Here is a 14,809-nt window from a genome sequence, read left to right as displayed (position 1 = left end):
GGTGCGACTGGACGATCGGCCGGCGAAATCGATCGTCGATGCCTGTCAGCGCCACAGGGTGGCTGCAAGGGGAGCTGGTCGGCGTGTGGCAACGTACCGTCCGATTACGGCGCGTATTCGGCGCGGATTTGCCCGACAATGCCGCCCCCGCCAGGATCCGTCGCCATGTCCGCAGCCGCACCGGTGTCCAGCCCGCCCGCCGCGCCCGCGGCCGGCATCGATGTGCGCGGCCTGGCCGAGCTGCTCCTGCTCGGTGCCATCTGGGGTGGCTCGTTCCTGCTCATGCGGATCGCCGCACCGGCGTTCGGTGCGGTGCCCCTGGTCGAGCTGCGCCTGCTGTTCGGGACCGTGGTGCTGTTGCCGTTCGCGCTGGTGGCGCGGCACCGGCTGCGCCCCGTCCTGGGCCGCCTGGCGATCATCGGCCTGCTCAACTCGGCGGTGCCCTTCGTGCTGTTCGCCTGGGCGGCGGCACGGGCGCCGGCCGCGATCGGCGCCATCGCCAACAGCCTGACCGCGCTGTTCGCGGTGCTGGTGGCCTGGCTGATGTTCGGCGAGCGGATCGGGCTGCGCCGCGGCATCGGCCTGGTCGCCGGACTGGCCGGCGTGGTGGTGCTGGTCGCCGGTCGCGATGCTGGCCTGGGCAGTGCCTGGGCGGCCGTGGCCGGCACCGTCGCGGCGCTGTGCTACGCGGTCGCCGCCAACCTGGTCAAGCGCTGGCTGGGCGGCCTGCCGCCGACCGCCACCGCGGCCGCGACCCTGGCCTTCAGCACCGTGCTGCTTGCGCCACTGGCCGTGGCGCACTGGCCTGCAACGCCGCCGGGCGGGCTGGCCTGGCTGTGCGCGGTGGCGCTCGGCGTGCTGTGCACCGGCCTGGCCTATGCCCTGTACTTCCGCCTGCTCGACCGGGTCGGACCGGCGCGCGCGGCAACGGTCACCTACCTGGTGCCGCTGTTCGGCGTGGCCTGGGCCTGGGCCCTGCTCGACGAGCCCCTGACCGCGACCATGGCCGTGGCCGGCCTGCTGATCCTCGGCGGCGTGGCGCTCAACCAGTTCCGGCCGGCGCCGCGCTGAGCGCTGTGGCACGAACGCCCGCCCGCGCGCCAGCGCCCCGTGGCGCGAGCGCCAGCCGGCAGGCACACTGGCCCCGGGCTGACGGGGAGGATGCCGTGAGGAGGATCGCGACCGCGCTGATCGTGCTGGTGGTGCTGGGGCACCTGGCCTTCATGGTCATCGAGATGCTTTTCTGGGACCACCCGTTCGGGCGCCGGGTGTTCGCGATGACGCCCGAGCAGTCCGCTGCCAGCGCCGTGCTGGCCTTCAACCAGGGCCTGTACAACGGCTTCCTGGCCGCCGGCCTGGCCTGGGGCCTGTGGCGCGACCGTCTCGACCTGAAGGTGTTCTTCCTGGCCTGCGTGATCGTCGCCGGCATCGTCGGTGGCCTGACCGCCAAGCCCAGCATCGTGCTCAGCCAGGCCCTGCCGGCGGCGCTGGCGCTGGCCGCCGTGCTTGCGGCGCGGCGTCGGACCTGAGCGGTTACCAGCGGCGCTGCCAGGACAGCAGCAAGGCCTGGCTGGTGTAGTCGGGCGAGGCTTCGCCCAGCAGGATGACATTGGCGAGCTGGCCCGGTCCCACGCCGTCGCTGGCGAAGTCCCGGCTGCGCACGCGCTCCAGCCGCCAGCGCAGGGCGATCTCGTCGCGCGCCGACACCCGCCACTGGGCAACGGCGCCGGCAACCAGCAGCCGGCTGTCGCTGTCGGGCAGCGGCGCACTGGCCAGGGCCGGGCCGGTGCGCACCAGGACATGGCCCGCGGCCCGCGAGACGGCGCCATCCAGGCCCAGGCGCCAGCGGCCATCGGCGAACTCGCGGTGCAGTCCCGCGCCCGCGCTGTCGACGGTGTCGCGGTGGCGGGCGGTCCAGTCGCGGGCGGGATCGCCGGCCTGGGCCAGGCGCGCCGCGCCGCCGCTGAACGCCCGTCCGGCCTGGTCCGCCGCCAGGTGCTCGCGGGCCAGGAAGGCGAAGCCGCTCCACGGTGAATCCGGCTGCCAGCCGAGCTCCAGCCGGTGGTCGCGGATGCGGCTGCGCTGCAGGCCGAACTCCGAGCGCCGATAGTCGTCGGCGATCAGCGCATGGCTGGCCTCCAGGCGCCAGGCCGGCGACGCCTGCCAGTGCGCGGACACCGCCACCTGCTCGCGTCGGCGGTCGGCCAGGTGGTACTGGCGAAGCCCGGGCAGGTTCTCGAACTGGCCAGGCACCGTCTCGGTGTAGGCCGGCGCATGGCTGTCCAGGAACGGCCGGCTGCCCAGGTAGGTGCCGCCGCCACGATCGGCACGGGCCAGGCGCAGTCCGATGCCGGCGTCGGGACCCAGGGCGCCGCGCAGCAGGACCTCGATGCGGGTCTCGTCGTTGTCGCTGCGTGCCGACCAGGTGCGGTCGGTGCGACGGTGCGACAGGCCCATTCGGGCCTCGTTGCCGCCGCGGCGCCAGCCGCCCTGCGCCCACAGCCGCTGGTCGCGATGGCCGACCGGCAGGTTGAAGCGGCGGGTGCCGCTGTCGGGCGCGGCCTGCTGCGCCTGCGAATCGCCGCCGATGCCGATGTATTCGTCGCGGGGGCTGCGGTTGTCGCGCTCCTCGAAGCGCCAGCCGGCCTGCCAGTGCCAGCCCGGCAGCGGCCGCCCGGACAGGCGCAGCTGCAGGAGGCTGGTGTCGACCCGACCGTCGAAGGATGCCCGCGGCAGCGGCACCTGAACGGTCTGCGCCAGCGCCGGATTGACGGTGTAGGGCACGAAGGCCTGGTCCTGGCGCAGGCGGCCACGGGCGGCATCCAGGTTCACTCGGGTGCTGCCGGGCAGGCCCGCGGCGAGCGACAGGCCGAGCTGGGCATGGCGGTTGTCGGGCGCCAGGGACACCTGTCCGCGTCCCGCCGGGTGGGAGGCGGCCGGATGCCAGCCGGCGACGCCGGCGTAGGGATTGTCGAAGGCGAAGGCGTCGAGGGCGTTGTCGAAGCGCGACAGCAGCAGCCACAGCCGGGCCTGGGCCCGGCTGCCGGTGTGGCGCAGCGCCAGCTCGACATCGCGGCTGCGCTGGTCGACCGGGACCGGCGCGAACACCGCGCGGGCGTTGCCGCCGGTGCTGCCGACCAGGCCGGCCAGGCTGCGCAGGCCCTGCTGGCGGTGTTCGGCGTAGCGCACCTCGGTGTGCCAATGCTCGGCCAGGTGGGCGAGCGCGTGCAGGCGCAGGCGCCGCCGGTCGACCGCCAGCTCGACCGGCGACAGCGCGGCCTGGAGCGCGGCCATGCCCGCCGTGGTCGCAGCGGGCTGCCAGGCCTGTGGCAGGCGCAGGTCGGCGTCGCCCGGGTTGGCGAACACCGTGAAGCCGGTGATCGACCGTACCGGCAGCCTGTCGATGCCGGCGCGCAGGCGCCAGCGGCCCTGCACGCCGGCATCCAGAGCCAGACGGCGGGTGTCCAGGGCCAGGCCGTGGCTGGCCAGGTGCAGATGGCTGGCGCCACCGGGACCTGCGTGCCGGCGTCGGCACAGCAGCAGGTCGAGCAGGGCGGTGCCGCCGTCGCGCTGCCCGGCCAGATCGCCGGTCGCGGCGCCGTCGTCGAACACGCCCAGGCCAAGCAGTACGGCGCCGCACCAGGTGTTCGTGTCATTGCCCTCGGCCGCCTGCCCTGCGGGGACCGCCAGCGCCAGGGCCAGCATCGCCGCGGAGGCAAAGCGGTGCGCGTTCACCGCGTGCTCCCGGCGCCGGAGGGATGGTTGCTGCCATGCACGTGGACATGGCAGTTCATGCAGTCGCGTCCAAGCAGCGAGCTGGAGCCGGAAGGCGGGGCATCGCCGGGCAGGCCGGTGCCGCTCAGCGCCGTGCTGGGGTGGAACTGCGCCAGATGGCAGTCCTGGCACAGCCAGGGGGTGCGCTTGACCAGCAAGGGTGCGTGCACCGAACCGTGCGGGCGGTGGCAGGACAGGCAGTCCTCGGCGGCGGGTGGGTGCTCCCACAGGAACGGGCCCCGGTACTGGGCGTGGCAGGTCGTGCAGTTCTCGTTGATGGTGGTCGCCCTGAGCAGCCCGGGACCTGGGCCGCCATGGGCGGCGTGGCAGTCGCTGCAAGCGATGCGGCCGTCCAGCAGCGGATGCGCGGAGGGTCGCAGCGCCTCGCTGCGGACCTTGCCGTGGCAGCGGGTGCACACCGCGAACTCGCCGTCCGCGGCGAGCACCGGGTCCTCGGCGGCATGCACCCGATGGCAGTCCGTACAGGCCAGCGCTTCGATGTCGTGACCGGAACCCGGCCAGTGCAGCCCGGCCTCGCCGCGATGGCATTCCAGGCATGCGCCGTTGACCGCGGCCGGGTCGTCCCTGCGCAGCGGTGCATCCGGTGCGGCGCGGCGCTGGCCGCGCGGCGGACGTTGCATGTGCGCATCGGAAGGCCCGTGGCAGCTGCCGCAGCCCAGGCGGGCGAAGCCGGTCCGGGCATCCGCAGCGACCGCATGCGGGCCGGACAGGATCGCCACGACATGCGGCTCGTCGTGGCACTGCAGGCACTCCTGCACCGCGGCAGGAAGCGCCGGTGCGCCGTCGGTCGGGTGCCCGGGCAACGCCAGCAGCGCAACGGTGGCGGCGAGCAGCCGACCCGCGATGGATCCTCCGGTCATGACGCCTCCGCATGCCCGAACCTGACAGGAATGGTAGCGTGAGCCACGTCCCGGCACTTGACCGGGTTCAAGCCTGCGCGGACCAGGAGGCGGCATGCGGAATCCGGACGGCGGTGCGACGGGGCGGGCGAGGGCAGCGACCTGGCTGGCGGTCTACCTGCTGCTGGTGCTGGCGCCGCTGGCGATCCTGATGGTCGGCGCGCAGCCGCGTCCCGGCGGCTTCTGGTGGGACTTCGCGCTGGCCCTGGGCTATGCGGCGACCGGCATGTTCGGCGTGCAGTTCGCGCTGACCGCGCGCTTCAAACGCGCGACCGCGCCGTTCGGCATCGATGTCATCTACTACTTCCACCGCTTCCTGGCGGTCGGCGCCCTGGCCCTGCTGATGCTGCACGCCGGCATCCTGCTGGTGCGCCATCCGGCCGCGACCGGCGGCTGGGATCCGCGCTCCATGCCGGCGCACATGCTGCTGGCCTGGGTCGCGCTGCTCGCGTTCGCCGCGCTGGTCGCCAGTTCGCTGTGGCGCAAGCGCCTGGGCATCGGTTACGACCGCTGGCGGCGCTGGCACGTGCTGCTGGCGGTCGGCGGGCTGCTGGCCGCCCTGCTGCACGTGCACGGCAGCGGCAGCTATCTGGCGGCGCCGGTCGACCGCGCGCTGTGGATCGCCCTGGGCGCATTCTGGCTCGGGCTGGCGGTGTGGGTGCGGCTGCTGCGTCCGGCCTGGCTGCGGCGCAGGCCGTGGCAGGTGGTCTCGGTGCGTCCGGAGTGCCCCGGCACCTGGACGCTGTCGCTGGCACCGCGGCACGGGCCGGTACCGGCCTACCAGCCCGGCCAGTTCGCCTGGCTGACCCTGCGTGCGGGCCCGTTCGCGATGCGCGAGCACCCCTTCTCGTTCTCGTCGACGCCGACCCAGGCGGGCGCGGTCTCGTTCACCATCAAGGAGCTGGGCGATTTCACCCGAACCATCGGCAGCATCGCGCCGGGCGAGACCGCCTACGTCGACGGACCCTACGGCAGCTTCGGCATCGACCGCCAGCCGGAGGCCGCCGGCCAGGTGTTCATCGCCGGTGGCGTCGGCATCGCGCCGGTGATGAGCATGCTGCGCGCCCTGGCCGATCGCGGCGACACCCGGCCCAAGTGGCTGTTCTACGGCAACCGGGTGCGCGAGCGCAGCGCCTTCGCCGACGAGATCGAGGCGATGGCGCCGGCGATCGGACTGACCGTGGTGCACGTGCTGCTGGAGCCGCCGCCTGGCTGGCAGGGCGAAACCGGTTACGTGGACAGCGCGGTCCTGGCCCGGCACCTGCCGGCGGACGTCGCCGGTCTGCAGTGCTACGTTTGCGGTCCGACCGCCATGATCCGCCTTGCCGAGCAGTCCCTTGTGGCACTGGGCGTGCCCTTGCGCCAGGTGCATTCCGAACTGTTCGACCTGGCCTGAGCGGCGGCCACCGGCGGAACGGGTCTGGCGGTGGCATCATCGGGTCGATCCCCTTCCCCGACACGGAGGACGCGAGCATGCGCGAACGATGGGCGAGGAGGCTGGCGCTGCTGACCTGCCTTCTGGTGCTGGGTCTTACCGCCGCCTTTGCCGCGGTCCGCAACCTGCCGGTCACCCTGGGTGCGGCTTCGCACTCGGCGGTCGACCCAGGCGCTGCTGAGGACACCGAGGCCGCGGTGCTGGCGCTGGGTCGACAGGTCTACGATCAGAATGATTGTGCGGCCTGCCACGCCATTGCCGGCACCGGCAGCCCGCGAAGCCCCCTGGACGGCGTCGGCAGCGCCCTGGCACCCGCGCAGATCCGTGAGTGGGTGATCGGTGGCGACAGCATCGCCGAAGACCTGTCTCCGCGCGCACTGCGCACCAAGCAGGCCTACCGGTCGCTGCCCGCCGAGCAGCTGGACGCCCTGGTCGCCTACCTGTCCTCGCTCAAGGACTGAGCTCGGGTGCGGCTCCCCGCCCAGCCGCGCGGGAAAGCCGGCCCAAGGCAGCAGGAAGGGCGCCCCGAGGGACGCCCCTGTTCCGGCCGTGGCCCTGCCGCGCGACCGCGGGCACACCGGTCGCGTGAGCGCGTTTGGCATCGGCTCAGTAGTCGGACTTGGCCTCCTCACGGCTCATCTTCCAAGCGTCGAACTCGGCGCGGGTGATCTGGCCGTTGCCGTCGGTGTCGATCGAGCTGAACTTTTCGGCCAGCTTGTGACCTGCCGGGATCTCGTCGGCGGTGATCATGCCGTCGCCGTTGGCGTCGAGCGACTCGAAGGTGGTGTGGTCGTCCGCGAAGGCGTGGCCGGCGAGAGCCAGGGCAGCGGTGGCGGCAAGGCTGGTCAACAGGGTCTTGGTCATGGCGTTCTCCTTGAAGGGATGAGCGGGAACGGCCCGCAGGAAAACCGTCGCAACGTGCGTGCCACAGGCGGGCGAAGCGCCGGTGTCGACCCGCTGCCAAGGCACGGAATGCCGCGTGCGCGGTGCGTCTGCGGCAATCTGAACGGGGCGATCCGCGCAGTTCGCAGTGGCCCCCGGCTCCGGCGTTCCATGCAGCCTGCCGGCATTGCCCATGCAGGCTGCAAGGGGTCTTCGCCAACCCGGGTCGGTATCCCATAGACTCGCCAGGTGCCTTGTGTACCGATGGGAGAACCGCCGTGAGAACGAGATTCGCCTGGGTCGCCGCGACAGCATCGGCGCTAGTGCTCGGCCTGCTGTCGATGGTGCCGGATGCCGGCGCCTCCGAAACCGTCGAGTGCCGGTCGCGCGATTACCAGCGAAACGAGTGCCAGACACCGTTCCGTGAGGTCCGACTGGTTCGGCAGCTGTCCCGCGCGCCGTGCGATGAGGGCCGGACCTGGGGCAGCCGACGAGGTCGGATCTGGGTCAGCGACGGGTGCGCCGGCGAATTCGCGGACGGCCGCGGCGGCCCCCCGGCGCCGCCTGCGCAGGGCGGAGGCGGGCATACAGGCGGCGGCTGGCCAGGTGCCGAGGTCGAGCTGGAGTGCCGCAGCCGGCGCAACGCATATACGCGCTGCAATGCGCCCTCGCGCCCCACGGTGCTGGTCAGGCAGTTGTCCCGCGCCCCCTGCACCGAAGGCAGCAGCTGGGGTGTCGATGCCCAGGGCCTGTGGGTCGACGCCGGCTGCGCCGGCCTGTTCCGGCAGGGCAGCGGCCATCCGGATGCGCCGCCGCCCCTGTCGGGCCCCCAGTATCTTGCCTGCACCAGCATCCGTGGCCGTCCAGCGACCTGCCGGTTCCCGGTGCCGGCGCGACAGGCCGTGCTCCACCAGCAGGACGGCGACGCGCCCTGCGAGGAAGGCCTGAACTGGGACTGGGACGAGCGCAGCCTGCGCGTGCGGGATGGCTGCGGCGGACTGTTCCGCTACTGGCCGAGGTAGCGGCCTGCCGAAAAACGGCCAGCCGCCTGGCAGCCATGGTCCGGCCGCCGGGCGGAGCGACCGCGCTGGGGGTCGATTGGCCGGGAGCCTGGCCGGAGGTGCGCCGGTCAGGCGGATTCCAAGGAGGCCGGGAGGGTGGTGTTTCGAGGGGCCCCAGCATTCGCCGGCGCGGGCCCGGATGTTTCACGAGGCCGCTGCTGTGGCGGCGGATCGTCGCGCCGTGGCGCAGCCTGCTCCCGTCGGCCAGTTCAGGGTGATGTCGGCTGCGCCTTCAGTCTCAAACGGTTCCCTGCCGGCACCACGACGCGATCCCGACGGCCTCGCCACGCGTCCTCGCGAATCATCCGGGCCAGGTCGGTTGCCGCGGGCGGCTGCCTGTGCCGGGGTGGGGTCTCATGCGGGCAACGCTGGAACTCGCCGAAGCATGCGGGCGAAGCGCCTTGCGCCAAGCCGACGGGGAGCGGGTACCGGCCGGTGTCGTCTCCGACGGTGCGTCAATCCGGATGTGCCGATTCGACCGGCGACGTTGTGGTGAGGCGCTTGCCGTGCTGGACCACGCGGTCGCGCCCGGTCGCCTTGGCCTCGTAGAGCGCCTGGTCGGCGGTGCGGAACAGTTCGTCGGCATCCTCGTAGGGTGCGTCGATGCTGCAGGCCACGCCGACGCTGACGCTCAGCGCCTGCCCGGCAACCCGTGCCTGGGCGACCGCGGCGCGGATCTTCTCGGCGACCATGGCAGCGTCGGCGCAGCTCGCGCCGGGCAGGATCGCCGCGAACTCCTCGCCGCCGTAACGGCACACCACGTCGCCCTGTCGTACCGAGCGCCGCAGCTGCCTGGCCACGGCCTGGATCGCCTGGTCCCCTGCGGCGTGGCCGTGCTGGTCGTTGAAACGCTTGAAGTGGTCGATGTCGACCATCAGCAGGGAGACCGGCGTGCGATTGCGCGTGGCCCGTACGAATTCCAGTTCCAGGTGCTGGTCGAACGACCGGCGGTTCAGCAGATTGGTGAGCGGGTCGCTGAAACTGTGCCGCTGGAGGTCGCGTACGCGCGCGGCCAGCGCCACCGACAGCAGGGTCATCTCCAGCAGCGAGCCGATCTGGAAGCCGTTCTGCGTGAAGGTGTTGTGCGGCAGCAGCCCGAACGCCTTCAGCATGTAGGCGAACACCGTGAACAGCATGGCCGCCCAGGCAAGCATGAAGTACCGGGCCGGACGATAGCCCTTGACCATCGCCCAGGTGCCCATGGTCAGGATCAGACCGGTGACCAGGGCGGTGACCAGGGCGATCGGCACGATCACCCGGGCATAGGGCAGCACGAACGAGGCCAGAACGAGCGCCATCGCCAGCACCTGCAGCACGATTGCCGCCTTGTCCATCCGGGGGGTCACCCGTCGGGCATCCAGGAATCCGCGGGTGAACTGCAGGGCGAACGCCAGCGACAGTCCCAGCAGCACGACCAGGCTCTGGTTGGCCCAGGCCGGCTGATCCGGCCACAGGAACTGGAACGCGAAGCCGTTGTGCACCGCGAAGTGCAGGCCGAACACGACCGCGTACAGCAGGTACCAGAAGAACACCCGGTCGCGGACGGCGATGAAGATGAACAGGTTGTAGACGATCAGGGCCAGGAAGCCGCCGTAGTACATGCCATAGGCGAGTTGCTCGACGCCGACCAGGCCGAACAGTGCGGCCGGCTCGTGCAGGTGCAGGCTGATGTCCATGGTGCCGGTGGTCGCGAAGCGCAGGTACACCGGGACCGTCGCGCCGGCAGGCACGGGCACGGGAAACACGAAATTGCGCAGGTCAAGCTCGCGACGGTCGAACGGCACCTGGTCGCCGGTGGCGACGGTCCGGAAGCCCCCCGCACCGTCGCCGATGTGGGCGCGCAGGTCGTCGATCAGGGGATAGTCCTGGCGCAGCATCAGCTCGATGCGTTCGCTGCCCGGGTTGCGCACCGCGAAGCGCACCCACCAGGTCGAGCCGCTGAAGCCGAAGTTGCCGCCGCGCGCCGGCATGCCGGCGAAGCCCTGGCTGGCCATGGCTGCGGGCAGGTCCAGCGCACCGTCAGGGTCCTCCAGCAGCTCCAGGTGGCCGAGCAGGTCGACACTGCCGAATCCGGGCGTGGCGACCACCGGGCCCGGTTGCGCGGCCAGGCCGGCGCTTGCCGCGAGCAGAAGCAGCAGGATCAAAAGGCGGGCAGGGCGTCCCATGGTGATCGTCGTCCGGGTCAAGAGGTCGAGGCCCTGGGGCAGGTCGGCGGGCTGCCGCTGCGCCCGGTCGTCGCGAGGCTGCGCCGGGTGCCGTTCATCCGGCCCGCTCCAGCCCGGCCAGGTGGTCGAACCAGGCCACGATGTCCTGGGTTGGCGCCCCGGCCAGCAGACGACCGGCCAGTTCGAAGCCGAGCGCGCGGTACGCCTCGAACTGCGCCTCGCCGAAGAACTGGTTGGCGGTGGACTCGTCCGGGAAGCTCGGGTGGCCGCGCCACCAGGTGTAGATGTCGGCGGACAGTCCGGCGGCCATCATCGGTCGCAGGTAAAGGATGCGGCCGGCGCTGCCGTCCGCGTAGCGAATCGTGCCAAGGCGCCAGGGACGTGTCGCCAGTCCCGCCTCGCGTTCGCGTGCCAGGCTGTCGACCGCCAGCTCGATCTCGGCGCCGAAGTCGACCCGCACCCGCTCGATGGCCCGGCCGAGGTCGCCGAAATCCAGGTCGGGATCGGCGCCGGCGTCGCTCACCACGATGTTGGGAACCCGCCGACGCACCAGTTCGTACAGACCGAGATTGTCGAAGTGGCCGCCGTCGGCCAGATGCACGTGGCGATGCCGTTCCGACAGCCCGATGCCCAGCATCTCGCGGGCGATGAACAGCCACCAGCGCGGCCGCGGCAGCCAGTCGCTGCGATGCCGGAGCGGATTGAGCGCCCAGAAACCCAGTCGGACGTTGAGCAAGGCCATCAGGGCGCTGAGCGCGCGGTTTCGGGTGACGTGGGTGTCCGGGTCGATGGCGGCGGCCGAAATGGTCAGGGCGCTGGCCAGCGTGGCGGCGTCGCCGGCGTAATCGGCGCTGCGCCGGAAGCCGGTGGCGTCGGAGCCCAGCCAGAGCGGCGACACGAAGAAGCTGGCACCACCACGGGCGCGTCGCCGGGCGTCCGGAGAGGAGAAGGTGTTGAGCGTGGTGTTGACCAGCGGCAGCGGCGCACCGCTGTCCGGGTCCAGCCGGTCCATGCGCAGCGAGATCGAGCGCTGCGCGCCGCCGCCAGCGACCGTCGGCAGGAAGCTGCCGACCAGCCGGGCGCGGTAGTAGGCGAACATCGAGACGCGGTTGAGGTCGCAGGTGAACGCCAGCAGCACGGACAGGGCCAGGGCGGTGGCGAAGGCGGGCGTCGCCACCACGTCGTCCTGCACAGCCAGGTGGTAACCGAGCAGCACCACGCCGTAGAGCAGCAGCGCCAGGCCGGCGATCGCCAGGCCCTGGCGGCCGCGCCGGGCTCGGCCGCGGCCGGCCAGCAGCACGGTCAGGCCGGCGACGATCGCCAGGCCCCAGTCCAGGTGGCCGCCGACCAGCCGCAGCAGCCCGTCGTCCATGCCGGCCACCAGGGCGTCGCCCAGCCGCGAGGCCAGCGGCAGGGTGCCCAGCGCGAGCAGGCCACAGGCCAGGGCCAGCACCTGGCCGAGCAGCAGCCGGATGGCGTGCATGAGCCGGTCCGAGCGCGCCTTCGCGGTACCGATCAGCAGCGCCGCAAGCACCGCCAGTGCGGGGAAGGCAGCCAGCAGCCAGAGTCCGCCGCGCAGGGCCAGCCAGTAGCCGTCGTGGTCCTGCGGCGCGGCCATTCCCGGCAGGGCGAGCCAGTGCGGCCATTGCGCCGGCCACCAGGGCAGGCCGAGCAGCCAGAGCAGGCCGATCAGCAAGGGCGCCAACACCAGCAGGTTGAGCAGGGTCGATGCCAGGATCGCGGCGACCAGGGTCCACATCGAAAAACCGGGCGCGGCGATCAGGAACTTGCCGTTCAGTCGCAGCCAGTCCAGCACCGTCCCGGAGCCATCGGCCAGCGGCGCCTGGAACGGGCAGCCGCGCCAGCCGGGCACGGTATGGCGCAGCCAGGACAGGCAGCCGGCCACGTAGCCGCCCCCGGAGACCGACGACAGGTAGTCGACCTGTCGCAGCAGGCCGGCGCTGTGCAGCGCCTGCAGCAGGCCCAGGTTGAACACCGCCGAGCGGATGCCGCCGCCGGACAGCGCCAGGCCGACCGCGGCGGTGTCGGCGGGCAGGCCGCTGGCCTGCCGGCGGCGTGCGATCCACGCCGCCTCGTCGGCGGCGACCTGGGCGAAATCGTGGCAGTGGCCGTCGCCGCTCATGGGCTGCTGGCGACCAGGCCGCAGTCGGGTGGCTGGTAGCCGGCGGGGGTTGTCGGGTCCTGGTGGATCTTCAGGTACTCGACCAGCGCCCAGCGGTCGGCGTCGTCGAGCAGCGGCCCGATCACCCCCGCGGGCAGCGGGTGCTTGGCCGGGTCGGCGCGATGCGCGGTCCACTGCGCGGGATCGGCGGCGAAGGCATGTCCGGTGTTGCGATTGCCGTCGATGCCGGTATCCAGCCAGAAGCCATCGGCGGTGCCGTCCTGGTCGGGCTCGGTGACATAGCCGACGTGACGGACGTCGAAGTCGCGACGGCCGACGAAGAAGCGCGCGCTGCGTTGTTCCGGCGGCAGCAGCATCTCGTACAGGTTGGGCACCGAGCCGTTGTGCAGGAACGGCGGGGTCGCCCAGACGCCGGCCAGCGGCCGCGGCTTGTAGCCGCGCACCTGTTGGGGCAGGTCGAGGGTGCCGAAGCCCTCGATGCACATCTGCTGCTGCCAGCCGATCTCGCGCTGCGCGAACCAGTGGCGCTTGATCAGCAGGCCCAGCAGGTTCAGGCCCTCGCCCTCGCTGAGGCTGGCCGGGTCGATCGCGGCAAGCTGACCTTCATAAGCGGCCTCGGCACCGCTGACGTTCCAGGCGAGCCAGTCCGTCTGGCACGCAAGGTCGCACGACCAGCCGGCTGCCGGCGGCGCGATCGGCATCGGCAGCGGCGCCAGCGCCGCGGCGATCGCGGCGAAGGAGGCACGGGGCAGGATGGCGGTCGCCGCGGCATCCGGGTCGGGATAGTCGGCCAGCAAGGCCGCCAGCGCCGCGGCATCCTGGCCGGCCGCCGCCCGGCCCTCGACCACCTCGGTGAGCCGCCAGCGCACTCCGCGCGCCAGCTGCCGGACCAGCAACGGCCGCAGCAGGCCGGCGATCTCCATGCCGTCCAGGCCGGTGGCGCGCAGGTCGTAGCGGTGGTCCATGAAGGCATTGGCGGCCCCGGCGTCGGTACCGATGTGCTCGACCGGGATCACCTCGATACGCCACTGCACCTCCGGGCCGGGCTTGCCCGGTGCCATCGCCTGCTGTTCCGCCGCGCTGGCCTGGTGCGGCCCGTGGCAGCCCCGGCAGTGCTGCTCGAACAGCTCGCCGCCGCGTCGGGCCAGCGGCCGGTCGATGGCGCCCAGCAAGTGCTCGGGCCAGGGCGGCGGCACAAGAGCCTGCAGGGTGTGTTCGATGCGCACCAGGTCTGGAACGCGCACCGAACTGTCCAGGCGCTCCGCCACGGGCAGAGGATTGCCGTAGGTGTCGGTCAGGCGCAGCACCGCGCCGACGCCCATCGCCTCGCCGACGTTGCGCGCCAGCGGCTGGGCCACCGAGCCGTTGTACTGCACCCAGTCGAACTTCCAGATGTTCCACAGGTAGGGATAGCTGACCGGCGCGGTGGCGACGTGGTAGTTGCCCGCCACCAGGTGGTCGCCGAACGCGGTGTTGGCGATGCGGCCGAGCGCATCGGTCCGGCCGAAGCCCTCGCGCACCGGGTAGAGATGGCGCAGCGGGTTGTTCTGGCCGGTTTCCAGCAGGGCCAGCAGGGTGCGGCGCAGCGCGGCGCGCAGCTGCGCCTTGCCGGCCGGGTAGCGGGGCCCGATCACCTTGCGGGCGAAGCGGTTGAACTTGAACGGATTGGCCCAGGTCGCCGCCAGCGAGGCGGCCAGGGTCGGCGCGAACGAGCCGCGCTGCATGTCGGTGAAGGCGTGCATGGCCTGGCCGCCGTCGATGCGGATCGCCACGGTCCGGCCGTCCGCGCCACGGTGGTGGATCTCGCCGTTGTGGCAGGCGGCGCAGGTGATGTCCAGCACGTGTTCGCCGATCGCGCTGTTGAAGTGGCGGGTGAATCCGACCGGCAGGTGGTCGGGATTTGCAGGCGTGGCCTCGGGGTCGACGAGGAAGCGGTAACGGCGCATGTGCGCAGGATCGGCGAAGCGCTGCCGGGACAGCGGCATTTCCAGGTGCACGAACCACGCGTAGCGCAACGGGTCGGCCTGGGCACCCTGCGGCAGCGAGGTTCCCTGCGGTGTGTAGTACCACAGCGCCCGGTGCTCCGCGCTCCAGCCCTGATCCAGCCAGACGTAGTCGTCGACCGGCTCCAGCGCCGGGATCGAGCGTACCGGCAGCGCCACGTACAGCACGAAGGCCAGCACCGCCAGCGCCAGCAGCGCGACCACCAGCCAGGCCAGCCAGCGCAACATGCGTCCCAGTGGTACCGCCATCAGCGCCCGCCAGCCCCGCCCGATCCGTCCACCGCGCGCGCGCGCGGCCGCCGACTGTCCAGACATCCCATCCTCCACTCGCCGGCACGCCGGCCTCCCCGGGGCGACTCTAGCAGGCCATCGTCCGGCAGCCAGGGCCGCGACCGCGATCGGGTGCGGTCCCTCGTGCCGCCGTCC

11 protein-coding genes are annotated in these 14,809 nt (G+C 72.3%); 5 read left to right on the top strand and 6 right to left on the bottom strand.

Annotated elements, in window-relative coordinates:
- The first annotated feature begins 165 nt into the window (after positions 1 to 165).
- Together KF823_13335 and KF823_13330 are read left to right on the top strand one after the other, a co-directional pair.
- A complete protein-coding gene (locus tag KF823_13335) occupies positions 166 to 1,071 on the top strand; it encodes a DMT family transporter (GenBank protein MBX3726888.1) in 906 nt (301 codons plus the stop codon).
- Between the two features lie 95 nt (positions 1,072 to 1,166).
- Positions 1,167 to 1,529, top strand: coding sequence for a DUF1304 domain-containing protein (locus KF823_13330; protein MBX3726887.1), 363 nt, complete (start codon positions 1,167 to 1,169; stop codon positions 1,527 to 1,529).
- 4 nt (positions 1,530 to 1,533) lie between these two features.
- Here KF823_13330 and KF823_13325 read toward each other — a convergent pair whose 3' ends face one another.
- Entirely contained in the window at positions 1,534 to 3,735 is a 2,202-nt protein-coding gene (locus KF823_13325; GenBank protein ID MBX3726886.1) for an MtrB/PioB family decaheme-associated outer membrane protein, read from the bottom strand.
- Entirely contained in the window at positions 3,732 to 4,655 is a 924-nt protein-coding gene (locus tag KF823_13320) for a DmsE family decaheme c-type cytochrome (protein MBX3726885.1), read from the bottom strand. Before KF823_13320 ends, KF823_13325 begins: the two co-directional genes overlap by 4 nt.
- Before the next feature lie 94 nt (positions 4,656 to 4,749).
- On the opposite strand from KF823_13320, the gene KF823_13315 reads away from it, so the two are divergent.
- Together KF823_13315 and KF823_13310 are read left to right on the top strand one after the other, a co-directional pair.
- Positions 4,750 to 6,090 (top strand): ferredoxin reductase family protein, encoded by a 1,341-nt coding sequence (locus tag KF823_13315; protein ID MBX3726884.1) that lies wholly within the window; start codon positions 4,750 to 4,752, stop codon positions 6,088 to 6,090.
- A gap of 77 nt (positions 6,091 to 6,167) precedes the next feature.
- Entirely contained in the window at positions 6,168 to 6,590 is a 423-nt protein-coding gene (locus tag KF823_13310) for a cytochrome c (protein MBX3726883.1), read from the top strand.
- 145 nt (positions 6,591 to 6,735) lie between these two features.
- Here the strand turns inward: KF823_13310 and KF823_13305 are convergent, their stop codons facing one another.
- Complete coding sequence (locus KF823_13305; protein MBX3726882.1) at positions 6,736 to 6,993, bottom strand: hypothetical protein; 258 nt, start codon at positions 6,991 to 6,993, stop codon at positions 6,736 to 6,738.
- A gap of 296 nt (positions 6,994 to 7,289) precedes the next feature.
- Here KF823_13305 and KF823_13300 point away from each other — a divergent pair, with 296 nt between their 5' ends.
- Positions 7,290 to 8,033, top strand: a complete 744-nt coding sequence (locus KF823_13300; GenBank protein MBX3726881.1) for a DUF3011 domain-containing protein — start codon at positions 7,290 to 7,292, stop codon at positions 8,031 to 8,033.
- 494 nt (positions 8,034 to 8,527) lie between these two features.
- Here KF823_13300 and KF823_13295 read toward each other — a convergent pair whose 3' ends face one another.
- The 3 genes from KF823_13295 to KF823_13285 all read right to left on the bottom strand — a co-directional run bounded on the left by KF823_13295 (position 8,528) and on the right by KF823_13285 (position 14,698).
- Positions 8,528 to 10,216, bottom strand: coding sequence for a GGDEF domain-containing protein (locus tag KF823_13295; protein MBX3726880.1), 1,689 nt, complete (start codon positions 10,214 to 10,216; stop codon positions 8,528 to 8,530).
- A 115-nt stretch (positions 10,217 to 10,331) separates the two neighbouring features.
- Positions 10,332 to 12,380 (bottom strand): hypothetical protein, encoded by a 2,049-nt coding sequence (locus tag KF823_13290; GenBank protein ID MBX3726879.1) that lies wholly within the window; start codon positions 12,378 to 12,380, stop codon positions 10,332 to 10,334.
- The gene (locus KF823_13285) at positions 12,377 to 14,698 is read right to left on the bottom strand and encodes a hypothetical protein (GenBank protein ID MBX3726878.1); all 2,322 of its coding nucleotides are present in this window, start codon (positions 14,696 to 14,698) and stop codon (positions 12,377 to 12,379) included. The genes KF823_13290 and KF823_13285 overlap by 4 nt, the downstream gene beginning before the upstream one ends.
- Positions 14,699 to 14,809 lie beyond the last annotated feature (111 nt).

It is taken from the genome of Lysobacterales bacterium, assembly GCA_019634735.1.
Taxonomy (GTDB): Bacteria; Pseudomonadota; Gammaproteobacteria; order Xanthomonadales; family UBA2363; genus Pseudofulvimonas.
Note: the sequence above shows the minus strand (reverse complement) of the source record. Positions and strands in the feature narration are given on the sequence as shown.

Coding starts and splice junctions, on each gene's coding strand:
- KF823_13335 (MBX3726888.1), top strand. CDS start 166: ATGTCCGCAGCCGCACCGGTGTCCAGCCCGCCCGCCGCGCCCGCGGCC.
- KF823_13320 (MBX3726885.1), bottom strand. CDS start 4,655: ATGACCGGAGGATCCATCGCGGGTCGGCTGCTCGCCGCCACCGTTGCG.
- KF823_13315 (MBX3726884.1), top strand. CDS start 4,750: ATGCGGAATCCGGACGGCGGTGCGACGGGGCGGGCGAGGGCAGCGACC.
- KF823_13310 (MBX3726883.1), top strand. CDS start 6,168: ATGCGCGAACGATGGGCGAGGAGGCTGGCGCTGCTGACCTGCCTTCTG.
- KF823_13305 (MBX3726882.1), bottom strand. CDS start 6,993: ATGACCAAGACCCTGTTGACCAGCCTTGCCGCCACCGCTGCCCTGGCT.
- KF823_13290 (MBX3726879.1), bottom strand. CDS start 12,380: ATGAGCGGCGACGGCCACTGCCACGATTTCGCCCAGGTCGCCGCCGAC.
- KF823_13285 (MBX3726878.1), bottom strand. CDS start 14,698: ATGTCTGGACAGTCGGCGGCCGCGCGCGCGCGCGGTGGACGGATCGGG.